The 18,586-nt window shown below is 42.3% G+C and carries 18 protein-coding genes; 5 read left to right on the forward strand and 13 right to left on the reverse strand.

Annotated elements, in window-relative coordinates; translation table 11 throughout:
- The first annotated feature begins 113 nt into the window (after window positions 1–113).
- Complete coding sequence (locus tag LEUCM_RS09015; protein WP_011374342.1) at window positions 114–440, forward strand: hypothetical protein; 327 nt, start codon at window positions 114–116, stop codon at window positions 438–440.
- Between the two features lie 73 nt (window positions 441–513).
- Here LEUCM_RS09015 and trmB read toward each other — a convergent pair whose 3' ends face one another.
- The 4 genes from trmB to LEUCM_RS09035 all read right to left on the reverse strand — a co-directional run bounded on the left by trmB (window position 514) and on the right by LEUCM_RS09035 (window position 4,217).
- Window positions 514–1,155 (reverse strand): tRNA (guanosine(46)-N7)-methyltransferase TrmB, encoded by a 642-nt coding sequence (gene trmB / locus LEUCM_RS09020; RefSeq protein WP_025015893.1) that lies wholly within the window; start codon window positions 1,153–1,155, stop codon window positions 514–516.
- Between the two features lie 204 nt (window positions 1,156–1,359).
- Entirely contained in the window at window positions 1,360–2,154 is a 795-nt protein-coding gene (locus LEUCM_RS09025) for a phosphotransferase family protein (RefSeq protein ID WP_011374340.1), read from the reverse strand.
- Between the two features lie 132 nt (window positions 2,155–2,286).
- A complete protein-coding gene (locus LEUCM_RS09030) occupies window positions 2,287–3,486 on the reverse strand; it encodes an ABC transporter permease (protein WP_025015894.1) in 1,200 nt (399 codons plus the stop codon).
- A 2-nt stretch (window positions 3,487–3,488) separates the two neighbouring features.
- Window positions 3,489–4,217: an ABC transporter ATP-binding protein gene (locus tag LEUCM_RS09035; protein WP_025015895.1), complete on the reverse strand. Its 729-nt coding sequence runs from the start codon at window positions 4,215–4,217 to the stop codon at window positions 3,489–3,491.
- Window positions 4,218–4,437: 220 nt separating this feature from the next.
- On the opposite strand from LEUCM_RS09035, the gene LEUCM_RS09040 reads away from it, so the two are divergent.
- The 3 genes from LEUCM_RS09040 to LEUCM_RS09050 all read left to right on the forward strand — a co-directional run bounded on the left by LEUCM_RS09040 (window position 4,438) and on the right by LEUCM_RS09050 (window position 6,269).
- Window positions 4,438–4,866, forward strand: coding sequence for an HIT family protein (locus tag LEUCM_RS09040; RefSeq protein ID WP_011374337.1), 429 nt, complete (start codon window positions 4,438–4,440; stop codon window positions 4,864–4,866).
- A 2-nt stretch (window positions 4,867–4,868) separates the two neighbouring features.
- Window positions 4,869–5,195, forward strand: a complete 327-nt coding sequence (locus LEUCM_RS09045; protein WP_025015896.1) for a YtxH domain-containing protein — start codon at window positions 4,869–4,871, stop codon at window positions 5,193–5,195.
- Between the two features lie 165 nt (window positions 5,196–5,360).
- On the forward strand, window positions 5,361–6,269 hold the full coding sequence (locus LEUCM_RS09050) for a peptidylprolyl isomerase PrsA (RefSeq protein WP_025015897.1): 909 nt from the start codon (window positions 5,361–5,363) through the stop codon (window positions 6,267–6,269).
- Between the two features lie 60 nt (window positions 6,270–6,329).
- On the opposite strand, the gene LEUCM_RS09055 is transcribed toward LEUCM_RS09050, so the two are convergent.
- From LEUCM_RS09055 to LEUCM_RS09075, 5 genes are all read right to left on the reverse strand, one after another.
- Window positions 6,330–7,298: a 3'-5' exoribonuclease YhaM family protein gene (locus LEUCM_RS09055; protein ID WP_025015898.1), complete on the reverse strand. Its 969-nt coding sequence runs from the start codon at window positions 7,296–7,298 to the stop codon at window positions 6,330–6,332.
- Complete coding sequence (locus LEUCM_RS09060; protein WP_025015899.1) at window positions 7,288–9,999, reverse strand: ATP-binding protein; 2,712 nt, start codon at window positions 9,997–9,999, stop codon at window positions 7,288–7,290. Before LEUCM_RS09060 ends, LEUCM_RS09055 begins: the two co-directional genes overlap by 11 nt.
- Window positions 10,000–10,001: 2 nt before the next feature.
- On the reverse strand, window positions 10,002–11,195 hold the full coding sequence (locus LEUCM_RS09065) for a metallophosphoesterase family protein (RefSeq protein WP_035146543.1): 1,194 nt from the start codon (window positions 11,193–11,195) through the stop codon (window positions 10,002–10,004).
- A gap of 134 nt (window positions 11,196–11,329) precedes the next feature.
- On the reverse strand, window positions 11,330–11,674 hold the full coding sequence (locus LEUCM_RS09070; RefSeq protein WP_011374331.1) for a YlbF family regulator: 345 nt from the start codon (window positions 11,672–11,674) through the stop codon (window positions 11,330–11,332).
- A 23-nt stretch (window positions 11,675–11,697) separates the two neighbouring features.
- Complete coding sequence (locus LEUCM_RS09075) at window positions 11,698–13,779, reverse strand: PBP1A family penicillin-binding protein (protein WP_016264815.1); 2,082 nt, start codon at window positions 13,777–13,779, stop codon at window positions 11,698–11,700.
- A 202-nt stretch (window positions 13,780–13,981) separates the two neighbouring features.
- On the opposite strand from LEUCM_RS09075, the gene LEUCM_RS09080 reads away from it, so the two are divergent.
- The gene (locus LEUCM_RS09080) at window positions 13,982–14,824 is read left to right on the forward strand and encodes an RluA family pseudouridine synthase (protein WP_096695407.1); all 843 of its coding nucleotides are present in this window, start codon (window positions 13,982–13,984) and stop codon (window positions 14,822–14,824) included.
- A 152-nt stretch (window positions 14,825–14,976) separates the two neighbouring features.
- Here the strand turns inward: LEUCM_RS09080 and LEUCM_RS09085 are convergent, their stop codons facing one another.
- The 4 genes from LEUCM_RS09085 to LEUCM_RS09100 are packed head-to-tail and all read right to left on the reverse strand — an operon-like array spanning window position 14,977 to window position 18,372.
- The gene (locus tag LEUCM_RS09085) at window positions 14,977–15,636 is read right to left on the reverse strand and encodes an ABC transporter permease (protein WP_025015902.1); all 660 of its coding nucleotides are present in this window, start codon (window positions 15,634–15,636) and stop codon (window positions 14,977–14,979) included.
- Window positions 15,633–16,568: an osmoprotectant ABC transporter substrate-binding protein gene (locus LEUCM_RS09090; RefSeq protein ID WP_016264812.1), complete on the reverse strand. Its 936-nt coding sequence runs from the start codon at window positions 16,566–16,568 to the stop codon at window positions 15,633–15,635. Before LEUCM_RS09090 ends, LEUCM_RS09085 begins: the two co-directional genes overlap by 4 nt.
- A gap of 11 nt (window positions 16,569–16,579) precedes the next feature.
- Complete coding sequence (locus tag LEUCM_RS09095; RefSeq protein ID WP_011374326.1) at window positions 16,580–17,206, reverse strand: ABC transporter permease; 627 nt, start codon at window positions 17,204–17,206, stop codon at window positions 16,580–16,582.
- A 14-nt stretch (window positions 17,207–17,220) separates the two neighbouring features.
- Complete coding sequence (locus tag LEUCM_RS09100; protein WP_016264811.1) at window positions 17,221–18,372, reverse strand: betaine/proline/choline family ABC transporter ATP-binding protein; 1,152 nt, start codon at window positions 18,370–18,372, stop codon at window positions 17,221–17,223.
- Window positions 18,373–18,586: the final 214 nt, after the last annotated feature.

An 18,586-nucleotide genomic window follows, 5' to 3' on the forward strand; every position in this document is an offset into this window, starting at 1 on the left:
CCTTCAATTTAACTACTCGTTTTAATATAAGCGGTTTGTGGTCAAATGTCCACTCTTGTTCCTCAAAAAAGTGTGCTATACTATTTAAAGATAAATTTACTGAGGAGTTTTTTTTGAAAAAAAATAGTCAAACGTTAAAATATCTCTTAACTGGTTTCGGACTAGCCGTTGCGGCAGCAGCCGGCACCAGACAATATAAAACCCAACAAAAGATGGTTAAGCTCGATAAGATTTTAGAAGATGTCAAAGCAAGCCTTCGTCATGAAGGGCAAATCGTCGGCTCATGGATTGAAGAAAGTCCTCACCTATTTTCACAAAACAAACGGACTTTCCCGGTTTATCAAGGCGGTATCATCTGCGAACGTGATGAAGGCACAAATCAATTTCACTTCAAAGTTGATGCTAAAACGGGTGTTGTCATTGAGTTTTCACAACTTTAAAACAAATAAAAACACTTACCGAAATTGGTAAGTGTTTTTTTGTTTGGCTTGAGCGGTTATTTTAAAAAACACGCTATTTGTAGTGCGCTTCTAATCTGTAAATGACTTGACCGCGCTTGCTGAATTTTTCTTCGTATTCTGTTTGGATATTGTCTTCTGCTAAATCACTGTTGTGTAAATCAAGTGAAATATCGTCAAAAACCATCCCATATGCATTTAAACTAGCTAATGAGTATTCAAACAAGCCTTGGTTATCGGTCTTGAAACGTAAATAACCTGTTGGTTGCATAATTTGTTGGTATTCAGCCAAGAATGACTTATAAGTTAAGCGTCGTTTTTCATGACGCGTTTTAGGCCATGGATCAGAAAAGTTTAAGTAAACCCCTGCGACTTCGTTTTCGGCGAAGAAAGTTGTCAATGCTGCGCCGTTCCCTAACAATAATTGAAGATTAGGGAGTTTTAATTCAACTTGTTTTTGCAAAATAACGGCAATCGCTGATTCTTGAATTTCAACCGCGATGAAGTTGCGGTCTGGGTATTTTTGAGCCATTTGAGTAATGAATTGCCCTTTACCTGAACCAACTTCGATATAGATTGGTTGTTCCTTGGCAAAACGACTTTGCCAGTTACCGGCAATATTTTCTGGGCTCAACAAGATCATATCTGGATTTTCAGCGATCAAATCCGCTGCCCAAGGTTTGTTTCTTAAACGCATAATAAACTCCTCATTTGCTGCCAATTAAAAGAGGCTGGGACAAAAGTTATTTTGTCTCGGCCCCGCAATCTGATTAGGATAAACGTGTGCCAGCAGGCATATTCCTGCGTTTAGCGACGTCTGGCAAATAACCAACAAGTTGGCCATTCACCAGACTATGCTAATCCTCAGAATATTAACACCTGTTGGCACACTCTTTGGCATTTAATTTTTTTTAATTATTTCAGAAAGAACTTCTTCTAAACGCAATATGTCATGGTTCATTTCAGTAAAACGACCACGTTGATAATGGTGCTTAATGCTTTGGAGTAGGTTCAAACTACCGTACCAGTTAACGCGCATCAATAATTCAGGCGTTACCTCTAAACCGTAGTTTTCAAGCCACTCTTGCCATTCTTGACGTGGAACATATTGAAATAAAATCATTCCGAAATCGACAGCTGGATCAGCTAACATTGCTGAATCCCAATCGACTAGGTACAAACGATTGATATCAGATAACAACCAATTCTTATGACTTAAATCGCCGTGACACACCTCTAAAGAAGGTGTTTGTAATGCTGACATCGTGTCTTTTAAATACTGACTCGTTTGTGCTAAAAAAGGATGTTGCCGCAAATCTTGCGGTAAATCATAGAAGTAGGTCTGCAACATCTCTGGTGCTTGCCAGACCTGCCCCCCAACCTTTTGTAACATGCGTTTTAATAGATGAGATTGATGAACCCGCGCCAATAACTTGGCAACTTGCGGGCTATTCATCTCATCGCGCTTGAGCGTACGACCATTTAGCCATTCTTGTGCGGTTAACACATCACCGCTTGAAATCCGTTTAGTCCAGATTAAACGTGGTGTAATGCCTTCTGCAGAAAGAGCCGCTAGAAATGGCGACGTATTTCGTTTTAAAAATATCTTCTCTGATGCACGGACGCCTAAATAAGCGGCACCCGTATCACCACCAGCTGAACGTACTTGCCAACCGGTATCTAAGTCGAAATTCATCCACCCGACTCCTTTACAATAAAATAAGGTGCCTACCCCGTGGCACCGCGTTGCTTCAACTGATTTTTAACTACCAGTATCATATAATAAGCACACGTGCTACGTCAAGTAGGCACCCCTTTGAATTCGGGATTATTTAACTAATCGTTGTGGTAAATAGAACTGAACAAAAACACCAACTAAGGCGAATAACGCCAGAACACTTAACCCAACTTGGAGGTCCAAGCCCATCGTCACTAGCAGTATCACGCTAAACAAGATGGCTTGGCACAATAATAAACCTAATAACAGTTGTTGGAAAGCTTTCACGCGAGCTTGCTTAGCAATCGGATATAGATGGGTAAAAATAATTTGTTCATATTGAGTATAAAACGGCAGTAACTGGAAGCCAACTAAGTAGATCAATAACAAGCCTAACGCTAAGCTCAACCACCACAGATGGCTGAAGCATAGAATGATGCCTCCTAAAACCACTAGGCGAACGTACAATCCGCTAAACTCAGTCCCGCGAATAAAACCACGTGTGTAGAGATACAAATATGGATTACCACTACGCTTAGCAACTGGCAATAGCCAATCTAAGTAACGGCGCCGTTTGACCTGACTATTTAACCCCGGTACATCTGTAAAGAGGTTGTATAAGCGATAAATGCGCCCCATTCTAGAATCTTCTGCGCTGACCGCTGCCAACCAATCAAACAATGTTGTCTGTTGAATAGTTGTCAATTGACGTCGTTGATAATAAGCCAAGCCGATTGCGATTAAAACCCCAGCGATTGCCCAGCCGCTAAAGAGTTGACTACCGATTAACAACCAATCAACTAGTAACCAAACAATCTTAGGTAACTTGGCATCTATCTGGTACCAATTCAATAATTGATTTGAAAAGCGGCGATCTTTAATCGCGATTAATGTGGCCCACACTAGGAGTAATTGCCAGCTCGGTACGGATTTAGTAATCAGCAGGGTTGGTGCAATTAGCCCCGTTACTAGCCCGGTAAAAATCACCGGCAGCCAGGCACTGTAACCCCGCGCCGCTTTTAAATAAACAGGTAAATCACTTTCCTTAGGTAATAAGAAAACACTATCCGCTTCTTTAAGTAATGTTGCAAAGCGCCCAAAGCTAACTGCCGCTAATAAGACGAGACTCAATAGCAATTTCAGCCACCACGCTTTAGGATCCAAACCTTTGACGGCATTAGCATACGTATAGCCTAATGCGCCCAATAGGAAAATTAAAGCTAAGACGAAATGGTCGTTAAAAACCAGTTTGAGATATTTAACTTGTTCTTGAATATGTTGCCGAACACGTTTTTGCCATAACTGTCGCATCATTAACCTTCTTTCGTCATTTGCAAATAGATATCATCTAAGTTTGCATCTGCCATGTTAAATTCTGCTTTCAGTTCTTCAAGCGTCCCAGTTGTTCGGACCTTGCCTTGATTCAATAGGACAAAAGAATCGGCGTATTGTTGCGCCGTGGCCAAAATATGGGTCGACATCAAAATAGCCGCCCCCGCCGCCTTTTTATCAGCAATAATGTCCAATAAATCGTGAATGGCGAGTGGATCAAGACCTGTAAAAGGTTCATCAATGATGAATAAATCGGCATCAGTCATAAAGGCGTTGACAATCATCACTTTTTGACGCATCCCTTTTGAAAAATGAACTGGGAACCAGTCCAACTTATTGTCGAGTCGGAACTTCTTCAATAACACCATCGCTTTAGCCCAAGTCTTCTCAAAATCTAAATCGTAAGCCATCATCGTTAGTTCTAGATGTTCCCGTAATGTTAACTCGGGGTAAAGAACTGGCGTTTCCGGCACGTAAGCCATGCTTTGGCGGTATTGATCCGGATTGGATTGCAACGTGACACCATTGAGCGTAATCGTACCCTTTTGTGGCGTTAATAATCCGATAATATGTTTAATGGTCGTTGATTTACCAGCCCCATTTAAGCCAATCAAGCCGACAACCTGTTGATTGGGAACTGTAAAACTCACTTCTTGGAGCACTGGTACGTGGGCGTAACCACCCGTTAATTGCTTAATTTCTAAACTCATTTAACTTGCCTCATTCATTTAAATTAAAAATTAGTTGATACCCTTTTCTGACAAACACTTAACACGAAGTTTATCATCAATTATTAATTTTAACAAACCCTTTCATTTTTAACGAACGATTCACTCAATTGACCGTGATTTAGTAGCAGAAAACGCGTTATTATGATAGCATTAACCGTATACAGCGCCACAACCTTATAGAAAGTAGGTATTTAATTATATGGATGATTGTATTTTTTGTAAAATTGTTCGTCAAGAAATTCCGAGCACTGTCGTCTATGAAGATGATGTTGTCAAAGCATTTCTCGATATCACCCAGACCACACCCGGTCACACCTTGGTCATTCCAAAGCAACATGTTGCCAATATTTTCGAATATGACGCCGACTTAGCTGCTGCGGTTTTCAGCCGAGTACCCAAGATTGCGAATGCAATCAAGGCCAGCAATCCCGCGATTAAAGGGATGAATATTTGTAATAATAACGGTGAGGTTGCTTACCAATCCGTTTTCCATTCTCATATCCACCTACTCCCTCGTTACACGGCAGCAGACGGCTTCTCAATGCAATTTGCTGATAACTCAGCGGATTATACACCAGAGAAGTTACAAACGATTGCTGACGCGATTAAGCAACAATTGGAGGCTTAACGATGTCATTTTCAAAAGGATTACTGATTGGTGGCCTTCTTGGCACAACCTATGCGTTACTAACCGCTAAAAAAACGGGCTTAGAACGTCAACAAGCAATCAGCCATTATTTAACCGACGTTACCATGCAAGCACAAACTGTTCAAAGTAGCGCTGTCGATTTACAAAACACGGCCGGTCAACTGTCTAACGAAATCAAAACAACAGCTGTTGATTCACTCGCTGATATCAGCGATGCTGTTCAAACTTTTTCGTTTGAAGCTCAACCCCGGGTTGCACAAATTTCAGAATCAATCAAACGCCTTACGGACGATTTAAAGGCGCTATAACGCAGTTTATCAACCTTTCACGGACGTATTCATAAAAAAGCTAAATTTGAAGGTTCTGTGAAATTTTCGCTCTCGGATTTAATTCAGCGGGTTTATGTGTTATATTAATTGATGAATTCACGGTATTAATCGTATTTACAATAATTTATAAGGATGTGTCATATGATGAAAAAATGGCTATTAGCCGCTGCCAGTCTATTAATGGTAGTTACATTAGCAGGTTGTGGAAGCAACACTATCGCAACTCTTAAGGGTGGTAAAGTCACTCAAGACGAATTCTACAAAGAAATTAAGGAAACTTCTGCCGGCAAGCAACAAGTACAACAAATGATCTTGCAAAAAGCACTTCAAGAACAATACGGTAGCAAGAGTCTTACTAAGAAAATCGACAAGACTTACAATACTTACAAGAAACAATACGGTTCATCTTTCACTTCAGTACTTGCACAAAGTGGTTTAACAACATCTTCATTCAAAAACCAAATCACAACTCAAATGTTAGCTAACGCTGCTTTAAAAGCTAACAAAAAAGTTACAAACGCTGATTTGAAGAAACAATGGAAAACATACGAACCAAAAGTTGAAGTACAACATATCTTAGTTGAAAAGAAAGATACTGCTGAAACAGTTATTTCTGAACTTAAGAAAGACAACTCAACTAAAAACTTCACTGCTTTAGCTAAGAAGTACTCAACAGATACTGGTACTAAGAAAGACGGCGGTAAATTACCTGTCTTTGATAGCACAGATACATCATTAGATTCAACATTCAAAACAGCTGCCTTCAAGTTGAAGACAAACGAATACACAACAACACCTGTTAAGACATCATATGGTTACCACGTTATCCGCATGATCAAGAACCCTGGTAAAGGTAAGATGGCTGATCACAAGAAGACATTAACTAACCAAGTTTATGCTAAGTGGGCTAATGATCAAACAGTGATGGCTAAGGTTTACACGAAGGTTCTTAAGAAAGCCGACGTAACAATCAAGGATAAAGATTTATCAGATATCCTTTCAAGCTACGGCGTTAACGCTAAGAAATCATCAGCTAAATCATCATCAAAATAAGCACATCTAAAAAGAGCCTCAATCAAACAGATTACTGTTTGGTTGAGGCTCTTTTTTTAATTAATCCTTTGTTAATTGTTGATCATTAACTGGTCGGTAGAAATGACGTCCATCCATTGCAAAGAGCCGTTCAGTATACTGCCCCGCTTCTGCATGTTGCAAGGATTGGGTCATCATCGTAATGCTAGCATCCATTTCATCGATTTGATGGAGTACTTCTGCTTCCAAAATTTGTGGTCGCACTGGTGAACCATATTCCATTAAACCGTGATGAGCTAAGACAACATGTCTCAGCACTAACATATCTTCACTATTGATGTCGATTTTTAGCGTCTCACAAGCCTTAACGATTTCTTCATCAACTAACACAATGTGCCCGATTAAATTCCCGCGCACTGTGTATTCCGTTGAAACCGGCCCCGATAATTCAAGCGTCTTCCCTAAATCATGCAACAAGACCCCTGAATACAATAACGCCGCATCAATTTGTGGGTATTGGGCGGCAATTGTTTTAGCTAGTCGCAACATCGATAACGTATGGTAGGCTAGCCCGCCCGCAAAAGCGTGGTGGTTAGTCTTGGCCGCTGGAAAACTGAAGAAGTCCGCTTGATGCTTTTGAATCAAGTGGCGCACCAATCGTTGCCAATTAGGATTGGTAATTTCAAAAAGCACTTGGCTAATTTCTTCTTCCATATCGGCCGTTTGTACCGGTGCTTTTTGGATAAATTGTTCAATGACCTGCGGTTCCTCTTCAGTCGCTAACCGAAGTTTATAAATCTTAATTTGCGGATTACTTTGATAAAGTTCCCGTTTACCTTGGAGATGAATAATCTTCCCCGGTGTAAATAAGGCCACGTCTTCATCAGAAGCATCCCAATACTTACCACTAATTTGTCCGGATTGATCTTGGAATGTGAAGGCAATAAATTGCTTGCCGTTTTTAGCAACTCTGACATCCGCTGCTTTAATTAAAACAAATAGCGCTAAGTTTTCATCATTTTGGTAATCAAATAGCTTTTTAGTCGTCATTTGCTAACCCTACCTTCTCTAAGTTTAACCAGTGTTCCGTGCCAAAGGCGGCCTCAGTTCGCGGATTAGCCGTCAAGTAAATCACTTGATGTGCGCCGCTGAGATTTTGCAATAATTGCCAAACCGCTGCTTGCCGTTGATCATCGAAATTGACGAACCCGTCATCTACCAATAATGGTAGTGAGACAACATCGGCAATCTCTTCTGCAAACGCAAAACGTAATGCAATGTATAATTGCTCTGCCGTTCCTTGTGAAAGTTCGCCGACTTCAAATAGAACCTGGTCTTGTCGAAGGACAGTTAAAGTTGCCGCTTCGAAAGTAATTTCAATATACCGATTCTGCGTTAGAATTGCAAAGTATTGCGTAGCTTTTGCTAATAAACGTGGGAATCGTTCTTGTGAAGCTGCTGTTAGGGTCGCTTGAATCCAATCGATTGCCAATTGTTTGGCCAACCAATCCTGTGCTAAACCGATAATGTCGGCTTCAGCGTTTAATTGTGCTTGCTTTTGTCGTTGATAAGCATCGCTATCAACTAACTTTTGCTGAACAACTTGTAACTCGGCAATCGTCTGTTGTTGTGTTTGAATTGCTGCCGTTAACGTCGCCGTTTGTTGCGTTAATTGTGCAATTGCCGTTTCGAGGGCTGCTTGGTCCTCAAAAGCTTGTAATTGTGGCAAATAACTTGTCAATTCATGTTCAAGATCTATTTGACGTTGTTGTTGCACTTGGCGTTGCTGTTCAGCAGCTGCACATTGCGCTAGTTCAGCGGCCGTTTTGAGCTGGGCTTTTTCAAGCAAGTCAGCTTGTTGGGCTTGTCGTTCTTGGTCTTGTCTTTGCAAGCGTGTCACTTGTTGTTGTTGATATTCATAGCGTTCATTATCTTGTGCGAGAGCTTGTTTCAATTGATCAAGTCGATCCTTAAATTGTTCAATTTGCGCCAAATTATGCAGTGGTTCGCCTTGAAGCGCCCCTAGCCAATCGTGCGCAAACGCAAACTGTTCAAAATAATCAGTTAAGTCAGCTTGGCTCGCGTTAATCTCAGCACTTTGTTGGGCAATTAATGCTTGTAAGTGTTGCATCCGCGCCAAGGCATCTTGTTGGTTCATAACTTGTGTCACCGTTGCTTCGTTCGGATAACCATTCGTGCTTAAAAGCGTAGCGACTTGTTGTTGACTTGTGCTTAAAGCCTGCTGCCCATCTGCAAGTGCTGTTTGTTTTTCCTGAAGGTCGGCTTGTAACTGATCGAGTTTAGCGAGTGCTTGTTGCCACTGCGCCTTTTGGGTTGTATCAGCCGTTTGTTTTTGTTGCCCTTGATACTTGGTGTATAACCCATAGCCAAGTAACCCGAGTCCTAACAAAGCAATTGCTTTCAAGCCCCCCGGTAAAAAGATGCCTAATAAACCAACAACCCCTAATCCTAAACAAATATTGCTCATCGGTGTTGGACTAGCAACTTCCGCGGGTGTTTCTAAAATGGTGACTAATTGTTCTTGTTCAGCCACCTGGTCAGTCAAGGTTGTTAATTGATCCGTTAAAACGCGGTTGGTCGTTTGCGTTTGTTCGTAGGTGGTATTGGCAACTTGTAACTGTTCTAGCTGGTCGGCGCTTAAAACAGTTGGTAATGTTTCAGTCGTCGGCCATTGATACTTAGCAGCTAATGCCGCTTGTTCGCTCGTCAACTGCGTCAACTGTGTTTGTTGCAAGGCTAACTGTTGCGCTTGCTTTTGCCGTGTTGACCATTGCTCCAGTAACCCATCAATTTCAGCTTGGTGTGTTTGATAGAACCGGAATTCTCCCGTTTGATCAAGCGTTTCTTGAATCGTCGCCACAGCTTGCTGAGCATCCGCTAATGCTGCTTGAGATTCTTGGCGTTGTTCTTCGATTTTTTGATATTGCGCATACAAAGTGCTATCAAAAGGCTGCGTTGTCGCTAAGGATGCTTGTAAAGCCTGCCATTCTACATACTTCGGCCAGCGTTCTAGTAATTGTTGCTGCTGGTTTTTTTGTCCCTGAACTTCAGCTAGTGCTGCCTGATCTTGCTTCAGCGTCTGAAGCGCCTGTTGTAATTGTTGGTCGTTGCTTTCGTATTGCTGATTAGCCGCTTTAGCCTGGCTAACAGCCTGTTCAATTTCCGGATACTGCTTTAAGGCCTTATTAAGTGGCCACTTGCGTCCGGATGGTTTATAGATTTGCTGACTAGCCTTATCTAAGCTAGCTTCAAAAGCAAGCCATTCATGACTACCAACCGCACCAATCGTTAAAAGATGTTGCATAAAATCATCGGCAGTTAGCCCAAAAATCTGATTTAGATCCTGTTGATTGGTCTCAAAAATTTGCGTAAAGAGGGCTTTGTCTGCGGGCGCAATCAATTGGTTCAAATAATCCGCACCAAACTCCTTGCCCTGATCAATAATGGTTACCTCGCCACCGGCTTTACCAGCAACCCGCCGAATCGTAATCTCGCGATCGTGGTGGTCAACGATTAACTCGCCACCATACTGCGCGCCACTTTTAGGGAGGTATTGTTCATACTTTTGCTTACCAGTTGCAAAACCAAACAAAACGCCTTTGATAAAAGCCGTGATGGTTGATTTACCAGCTTCATTTTGACCGTATAAAACCTGGTAATCGGTTTGTAAATCAATTGTTTGATCGTGCCACTTACCAAAGCCAAAGATGTTAATTGTTTTAATCCGCATGCTTAGTCCTCCAGCTTCTTTTCTTGTAGAATCGTTTCGGCCGCGGTCTTCAAATCCTCTTGAAAATCGGGTTCTTCGAGTGCTTCTCGGATGAATTTTTCTTTCAGAAGCGGTTGGGCCTTTTCCAAGATGTAATCTGGCGTAAAGATCTTATCAGCCGCCGCTTGCCAATAGGCCTGATCAATCTGGCTAAATTGTTGTTGGGCCGCAAACTGTAGTTTAAGCGCGTATGGCCAATGCATGACAGCGCTAGACTCAAGGGCTGCTTGTAAATAAACGAGTAATTCGCCATTATTGACACGTTGAATCAAATCACTCGATAACCGTTCAGCGTGCGTCAATTCCAAAGCCACCAAACTCGCCGTTTCACTCTGTGCTAATTGCTGACTCAACGCTTCTTGCAATTGATTCAAGCTTGGATTTTCAGGGATTTCAAATCGTTGACGTTGCCATTCAATCACCGTCGTCGGTTTAAATTCAAGCTCGAATTGACCGGCTTGAGCTGTCACTAAATAAAAACCCTTTTCACCAGGTTCGTTCTTATGCCGGCCTTGTAAATTACCCGGGTAAATCACATAAGGCCGTTCTTGTAAGATTTGGCGTTTATGAATATGTCCTAGTGCCCAATAATCATATTGTAGTTGGTTGAGTTCACTTAACGTAAACGGTGCGTAATGATCCGCATCAGATGCCGTACTCTGGCTACCATGCAAAGTCCCAATTGTATAAGTCGTGGCAGCTCGTGGTGGAAATTGTGTCGTTTGATCCGTTTCTAACCACCGTTGCCCGTAACTAAAACCAACAATCGTGACCGTTTCTTGCGCTTTAGTTGTTAGTGTTTTAGCTTCAACAGCCGTTGTAAAAACATGGACGTTTTTCGGAAAATCGAAATGAATTTGATTGGGATCCCAGTAATCATGATTCCCGTAACTGAGATAAACTGGGATTTCAACAGCGTTTAAGCGTTCAAATTGTTGTTTCAAAAAGTTTTGGACCTGCAAACTCTGGGCCTCTTGATCAAATGAATCACCCACTAATAAAACAAAATCAACAGCTTCATCAATGGCAGTCTGCACTAATTTTTCAAAGGCGGTAAAAGTTGATTCGTGAATCGTCGTCCATAAATTGGTTGACGCTTTTTTTAGTCCCACAAACGGACTATCAATATGCGCATCAGCCGCGTGAATAAATTTCATGATCGTTATCCCCCATTTTAGTAATATGTCTTATTATAGCATTGCAACTAAGGCTTAGAAAGGCGCCTTCCCACTAAAAAAAGAAGCATCGAGTTCGCGATTTGCGACTCGATACTTCTCTTAAAAAATACGGTTTAGCCTTGGTAGATATCAGCAATTGGTTTTGAGATGATTTGATTTAATTCATCCATCAATTGGCTTAATTGGCGTTCTTGTTCCATCAAGTTCTTGATGGCATCGATATCACCGATTTTTTGAGCAAGTTCTTGAATTTCTTGGATTTCGTCATCCGTTAATTCTTCACCTTGCATTTGTTTTTGTTGTAAAGTCATTTGTTGTGTTTGGAATTTCTTGAACATTGTGAAGGCAATATCATCCTTCTTAAGTGCTGCAAAAGCATTTTGCAAGCCTAAAAATTGTGGTAATGTTTGTAAATTAGTTGCCATTTGGTTAGCATCATCATAAATATTGACTGTCATAGTAGTGACTCCCTTACATGAATTTAATTAAAAAAACCTTTCAAGTTATTATACCATTGATTGACCGTTTCTTTCGCTTTATTTACACCATCTTTAATTCCAGATTGAAGCGAATTGACAACCTTATCAGAATCCTGATCGTCTTCTTTTTTAGCCATCGATTGGGCGTCTTCTGTATCAAAGTTGGTTTGGGCCGTCGTTGGTAATAACTGTTGCATTTCATATTTAAAAATCGGCGCTAGGCCGTCGATACTGGTATTTTTCATAAAGTGTTCTTGATCCGTCTTATCATAGCCCATCCAAGTCGCAACCACAATATCCGGCGTATAACCGATTAACCATTGATCCTTCGTCCCATAACCGTAACTGTCAGGTACTTCGGTACTACCAGACTTACCAGCGACTTGATAGCCATCTGGTTTGGCATATCGACCAGTCCCACTGTTATAAACACCCAACATCATGCTGGTCATTTCTTTAGAGGTCTTCTTGCTCATGATTCGCGATTTCGATGGTGTCGTGTTATCAACAATAACGGCACCACTGGCATCCACAATCTTTCGAATAAAGTGGGTCTCGGAAAGTTCCCCGTTATTAGCAAAAGCTGTATAAGCACTCGCCATTTGATAAGGTGAAACCCCACCTTGCCAACCACCAAGGGCCATCGCTAGATTTTGGTCACTCTTAGGCACTGAAATGCCGAAATCTTCCACCGACTTAATCCCGCGTTTAAGCCCGATTTGATTTAACAACCAAACAGCAGGCGCATTCGTACTGTTAGCCACCGCTTGATACATCGGCATCGAACCGGTATAAACATTGTCTGGGTTGGTTGGCGTATATTTATTAGTTCCGTAACTCTTCTTCTTATCTTGAAGAGAAGAATCGTAGTGATAGCCATCTTCTAACGCTGGTGTATAAACCGCCAACGGTTTAATCGTCGATCCCGGTTGTCGTTTCATCTGAGTGATTCGACTATAACCGCGAATCGTGTAATCGCCGCGCCCACCAACAACGGCCGACACACCACCTGTTTTCGGATCAATGGCAATGGAGCTGCCTTGCACTAAGGTGCCATCAGCCGCATTGTCTGGGAACAACCAATTTTGCTCGAAGGTATTTTCCATCTTGCTTTGTTGTGATTGATCGAGTGCGGTATAAATCTTATAGCCGTTTTTAACAAGATCTTCTTCCTTGAGACCAAACCGCTTAACAGCTTCATTCACAACTTCATCAAAGTAGTAAGGGTATTTGTAACTATCGTTTTGTTCCAAGGTATTTTTAACGACCAATGTTTCACTCTTGGCTGCCTTGGCTTGACTCTCAGTCAATTTACCATTATCAACCATCAGACCGAGAATTAAATTCCGCCGTGATGTGGCGTTATCCAAATGATCAGCCGGATTATAGTAACTTGGGCTTCGGAGCATAGCAGCAATCACAGCCGCTTCACTAGCATCTAATTCGCTAGCGTTTTTACCGAAGTACCGTCTAGAAGCATCTTGAACGCCCCACACCCCGTTACCGAAGTAGGCATTATTTAAATACATCGCCAAAATATCTTTTTTAGAGTAAGTCTTCGTAATTTGAACCGCTAGGAAAAGTTCTTCAAACTTCCGTGAAAAAGTCTGCTTCTGACTCAACTTCGCATTTTTGGCGAGCTGCTGGGTCAACGTACTCCCCCCACCGGTAATCTGACCATGATGAATCACTAAGTTAACAGCGGCGCGGGCCAAGCCCTTGACGCTAAAGCCTGGATTCGTATAGAAGGAGCGATCTTCCGTCGAAATCACCGCATTTTGAATCTCAGGTGAAATTTTATCTAATTCAACGTACGTCCCTTTTTGGGTGTATAAGGTGCCCGCCCGCGCATCTTTTTTATCATAAAGTGTTGTTGATGTTTGTAAGTTGGCCTTAATTTCCCCAACGTTAGCCGTTTTTGCTTTAAAGGTTAAGTAGCTACTCATGAAAAATACTAAAAGTAATATGCCCAAAATCAACCATCGCGTTAATTGCAGTCGATACCAAACATACTTCACGACTCGCCACGCCCGTTTAAAAAAACGTTTAATCGCCAACCAAATCGGCGAATCCTGCTTATTCATACAATCCCTCTTTTAATCAATTTACATCGTACTTTGTTATATTGTAGCATATTCCAGTACGCCCCTTATGCCAGTGCGTTGACATTAATAATCTTTTAAAATTTACTTTTAGTGCTAAATTCGCTAAACTGGTAGCTTGAAGGTGGTTTACTCTGATGATAATTTACCAAAAAAAGTAACTTTAGAAACAGACTTTAGTCCGATGTCAGTCCGCGGACTTCTCAATCACTGGTTAGTGCCGCAAAAAATGCAACACTTCTTGCGGATTAATCGTGAAATACTCGTCAACGGACAATACCGCGCGTTTAACCGCAACGTAGAATCTGGCGATGAAATCACGCTGAATTTTTCAGAAGTGTCCGTCAAAGTTCAAAACTACGAACTAGATGCGACACAATCATTCAGTGTTTTATTTGAAAGCGACGATTTATTGATCGTCAACAAGCCTGCTGGTATTAAAACCCATCCCAACCGCCCTGGCGAAAACGGGACATTAATGAATCAAGTCGCCTTTTATCTCGCCCAACAAGGGAAAAAAGCCTACATGGTCCACCGCATTGACGAAGCCACTAGCGGCGTCTTATTGATTGGCAAAACGCCGATTGTTATCGGAATTTTAAACCGTCAACTCAGTCAAAAAAAGATGGCCCGCCAGTACATTGCTATCGTCAATGATCCCGAACACGAATTAGCAGAACACGCCACAATTAATTCCCCCATCGGTGTCGACCCGGAAAATGATCGTCAACGTTGTGTTGATTACATCAACGGTTTATCGGCGATTACCCACTACCGCGTTTTAAGTCGGAAGGGCGCAACTGCAGTATTAGCGGTCGACCTTGAAACTGGCCGAACTCACCAAATTCGCGTCCACTTGGCTAGTATTGGTCATCCAATTCTAGGTGATCCACTCTATAACCCGACGGATACAACACCGCGGCTCTTACTACACGGTCAGACGTTGCGGTATACAGAACCTTACACGGATCAACCCCGAACCGTCACAGCCCCAGTTCCTGATGCATTTGAACCTTATCTTTCATAACCAACCATCAGTTGGGCATCTTCTGAGGATTGACATTCGGCGTTAACCGCAAGGAGATGACTGATAGAACACGTTTAGACTGTTAAAATTCGAATATCCAAAAAGGAGCCAAGACAAAATTTACTTTTGTCTTGGCTCCTTTTTTAGCGCTTTTAATGATGTGCTTGTGGTGCTTCTAAACGGCGTTGAATGAACCCTAAAACGAGATCGGCGATAATTGCCATCAAAGCTGTTGGCAAGGCCCCGGCTAAAATCAGCGCACCGCCGTCGGTCGCGTTCGTCCCTCGAATGATAATATCGCCCAAACCACCGGCGCCGACAAATGAGCCAATCGCGGTGATCCCGATTGCGACTACAAGCGCATTACGAATCCCCGCCATAATCACAGCTAAGGACAGGGGTAATTCAACCATCGTCAATAATTGCCACTTGGTCATCCCCATCCCCAGACCGGAATCCAGAATATTTGGTGAGACATTAATCATCCCGGTATACGTATTTTTGATAATTGGTAATAACGAGTATAAAAAGACCGTCATAATCACCGTATTAGTGCCTAAGCCTAACCCTAACATGATGATCGATAACATCGCTAACGACGGCACCGTTTGAATAACGTTGGCAATACCGATTACCACATCGCTCATTTTTTTACGATGCGCAATCAAAATCCCAATCGGAATTCCAATGATGGCCGCTAGTAACACCCCATAGATTGAAATTAAGAAGTGCCGGTTAAATTGGCTTAAAACGTAACCACCATTATGTTGGAAATAATAAAGTAGCTGTTGCCACGTGTTTAAATGCGTCATTTGTTGGCTCCTTTCTTAAAGTAATCATGTTGCGTCAAGAATTGCTTAGCCACCACAGCGGGTTCTAGCAAGTCGTTATCCACTTTGTAGTTGAGCGTTTGCATCGTATCAAGATTGATTTGCCCGGATAACCGGTTTAAGAGTGGTTTCAGTTCTGGATGTTGTTTTAAAATCTGATCGGTAGCCACTAGACTGGCATCGTATGGTGGGAAAAAGTGCCGGTCATCCTTTAAGACCTTCAGGTTGTAACTCTTAATCCGCCCATCAGTCGAATACCCTAAAACGACGTCCATTTTACCGGCCGCAAGTGCGCTATAGACTAAGCCAATTTGCATTGGCGCTACCTTCTTAAAATCGTAGCCGTAAGTTTGCTTGAATTCTTGGTAGCCATCCCCTTCATGGTTGACCCACACCGAGTCAACGCCAGCGGTTAATTGCTTAGCCACCCGGCCCAAATCGCTGACCGTTTCAAGATGGTATTTTTTAGCCATTTGCTGCGTCACCATGAAGGCGTACGTATCGGCAAAGCCATACGTTGGAAACCACGTTTGTTGGTAACGGTCTTTAAATTCGCGCTTCACAATTGTTTGCGCCTTTTTGGGATCCTTCGTTGGTTTCATTTTTAACGTCCCAGTGATCTCGGTTCCTGCATAACGACTCGTTGCAATATCCGCATCGCCGCGGATTAACGATTCGTGCGTCACCGTTGAAGAACCCAGGTTATTAACCAATTCGACCTTGTTATCCGTTTCATGCGCAATCAATTGACTGACGATATTGGCTAAAATTTGGGATTCCGTCGTACTTTGGGAACTAATCCGAATCGTGTCCTTCGCCGAGCCACCAAGACCGGGCAACCCGCAACTGCCTAATAGCAAAAGGCAGCCACCAAGCAGCGTTAAGACTGTGATTTTCTTTAATCTTTTCAACATAGCGACCTCCTTTAGCGAATGGCAACGGGTGTCATTCTTTTTTCAAGACGACCAAGTAAGAAATCAACCAACAAGGCTAAAATCGTCACCGGAATTGTCCCGCCGATGATTAAGTCTGGCTTAAATAGGTTTAAGCCATTGAAGATGAAATCGCCGAGGCCACCGGCACCAATATATGACGCTAGTGTCGCCCAAGCGATGACGTAAACCGCCGATAACCGAATACCGGACATGATGACTGGCATTGCCATCGGGACTTCCACTTGCATGATTGATTGGAGTGGCGTCATCCCCATCCCTTTAGCACTATCTTTTAACACCGGATCGACATCGTTCATGCCAATATAGGTATTGCGTAAAATCGGTAATAACGAATAGATAAACAAGGCCACAATCGCTGGTACTTTCCCAATCCCGAGTAGCGGAATCATTAACGCTAACAGCGCCAAAGACGGCACCGTCTGGAGCATGCTAGCTATCGCAATCACGACTTTAGCCGTCTTCGGAACACGCGTTAAGGCAATCCCGAGCGGTACTGCAACTAATGCCCCTAACAATAACGCGATGGCCGAGATGTAAAGTTGCTCCCACGTTTTAATTAGCAAGTCGGCCCCATTTTGATTTAAAAAATTAAGCATTGCTCTGGCCTCCTTTAGTCTGTTGCATTGTCTGGCTCGTCATCGCCCCAAACGGCGTCGTAAACGACATCGACAAGCGCTGTCCGCGTAACAATCCCCACTAAGCGATGGTCATCATCGACAACGGGCACGTACTTCCAACCACGCTTCAATATCCGTTCGATTGTATCGCGGACCAGATCGGTTTGATTCACAAAGTTGACCTTCGTCGACATGATATCTTGAACGGTACCAGCATCTTTGTAATGATGGTCAATATTTTCCAAATCCACTAACCCTTGAAGCAGCTGTTGGTCGTCAACGACTAACAACGTATCAACCCGTCGTTGCCGCATTAATTTAATCGCAGAACTCAGTGATTGATCTGGCGTAATCGTGACCGGTGTCTTCAGCATAATTTGCCCAACAGTTTCGACATTTGGTTTAGCTTCCAATAACCGATCGTGACCGATTAAGTCCTTAACAAAATCGTTGGCTGGTTGTCGTAAAATCTCATTAGGCGTGCCATATTGAATGATTTTGCCACCATCCATAATCGCAATTCGTGATGATAATTTGAGTGCTTCGTCCATATCATGGGTTACAAAAATCACTGTTTTCCCCATTTCAACTTGGAGTTGTTTAACAAGATCTTGGAGTGCTTCTCGTGTAATCGGATCAAGTGCGCCAAATGGTTCGTCCATTAAAATAATATCCTGCCCAGCAGCCAACGCTCGGATAACACCGATTCGCTGTTGTTGACCACCTGATAATTGACTTGGATAACGATCTAAAAAATCAGCAGGTAATTCTACCAGTTTTAATAATTCCTGTGCCTTTTTTTCACGGTCTTCATCGGACCATTTCAACAGTTTGGGCACGATTGTAATATTGTCACGAATTGTCATATGGGGCATCAATCCGATATTTTGAATGACATAGCCAATTTTGCGCCGTAGTTTAACGGGATCCGTGTCCGCTAACGATTTACCATCCAGTGTAATTGTGCCGTGAGTGGGATTAATCATCCGGTTAATCATGCGCATTGTCGTTGTTTTGCCGGAACCAGACGTGCCAATTAGGCAAATGAATTCACCTTGATCAACTGTGAAGCTAATGTCATCAACGGCCTTATTACCACCGCGATAAATCTTTGAAACATGGTCAAATTCTAGATAATGTGCCATCAGTAACCTCCTAATAAATGTCATTGCATAAATTTATTTATATTATTCATGTTAAGAAGATAAACAACAAGTGTCAATTGATAAGGCTTACAACCAAGCGCTTATTCCGCTAAAAATCAGCTTTTAGACTATCGATTGCGAATTGTTTGTTCAATAGTGGTCAAATCAATCAGATAAGCTTTTGCGAATACCTAATCTCCTGAAAAAAGGGCGC

The organism is Latilactobacillus sakei subsp. sakei DSM 20017 = JCM 1157 (assembly GCF_002370355.1).
Taxonomy (GTDB): domain Bacteria; phylum Bacillota; class Bacilli; order Lactobacillales; family Lactobacillaceae; genus Latilactobacillus; species Latilactobacillus sakei.

What these genes read in the sequence shown, in the direction of transcription:
- LEUCM_RS09095 (WP_011374326.1), bottom strand. Translation starts at nt 17,206, where the DNA reads ATGCTTAATTTTTTAAATCAAAATGGGGCCGACTTGCTAATTAAAACG.
- LEUCM_RS09060 (WP_025015899.1), bottom strand. Translation starts at nt 9,999, where the DNA reads ATGCGGATTAAAACAATTAACATCTTTGGCTTTGGTAAGTGGCACGAT.
- LEUCM_RS09075 (WP_016264815.1), bottom strand. Translation starts at nt 13,779, where the DNA reads ATGAATAAGCAGGATTCGCCGATTTGGTTGGCGATTAAACGTTTTTTT.
- LEUCM_RS09100 (WP_016264811.1), bottom strand. Translation starts at nt 18,372, where the DNA reads ATGGCACATTATCTAGAATTTGACCATGTTTCAAAGATTTATCGCGGT.
- LEUCM_RS09065 (WP_035146543.1), bottom strand. Translation starts at nt 11,195, where the DNA reads ATGAAATTTATTCACGCGGCTGATGCGCATATTGATAGTCCGTTTGTG.
- LEUCM_RS09070 (WP_011374331.1), bottom strand. Translation starts at nt 11,674, where the DNA reads ATGACAGTCAATATTTATGATGATGCTAACCAAATGGCAACTAATTTA.
- LEUCM_RS09080 (WP_096695407.1), top strand. Translation starts at nt 13,982, where the DNA reads ATGTCAGTCCGCGGACTTCTCAATCACTGGTTAGTGCCGCAAAAAATG.
- LEUCM_RS09025 (WP_011374340.1), bottom strand. Translation starts at nt 2,154, where the DNA reads ATGAATTTCGACTTAGATACCGGTTGGCAAGTACGTTCAGCTGGTGGT.
- LEUCM_RS09050 (WP_025015897.1), top strand. Translation starts at nt 5,361, where the DNA reads ATGAAAAAATGGCTATTAGCCGCTGCCAGTCTATTAATGGTAGTTACA.
- LEUCM_RS09055 (WP_025015898.1), bottom strand. Translation starts at nt 7,298, where the DNA reads ATGACGACTAAAAAGCTATTTGATTACCAAAATGATGAAAACTTAGCG.
- LEUCM_RS09045 (WP_025015896.1), top strand. Translation starts at nt 4,869, where the DNA reads ATGTCATTTTCAAAAGGATTACTGATTGGTGGCCTTCTTGGCACAACC.
- LEUCM_RS09085 (WP_025015902.1), bottom strand. Translation starts at nt 15,636, where the DNA reads ATGACGCATTTAAACACGTGGCAACAGCTACTTTATTATTTCCAACAT.
- LEUCM_RS09090 (WP_016264812.1), bottom strand. Translation starts at nt 16,568, where the DNA reads ATGTTGAAAAGATTAAAGAAAATCACAGTCTTAACGCTGCTTGGTGGC.
- trmB (WP_025015893.1), bottom strand. Translation starts at nt 1,155, where the DNA reads ATGCGTTTAAGAAACAAACCTTGGGCAGCGGATTTGATCGCTGAAAAT.
- LEUCM_RS09035 (WP_025015895.1), bottom strand. Translation starts at nt 4,217, where the DNA reads ATGAGTTTAGAAATTAAGCAATTAACGGGTGGTTACGCCCACGTACCA.
- LEUCM_RS09030 (WP_025015894.1), bottom strand. Translation starts at nt 3,486, where the DNA reads ATGCGACAGTTATGGCAAAAACGTGTTCGGCAACATATTCAAGAACAA.
- LEUCM_RS09040 (WP_011374337.1), top strand. Translation starts at nt 4,438, where the DNA reads ATGGATGATTGTATTTTTTGTAAAATTGTTCGTCAAGAAATTCCGAGC.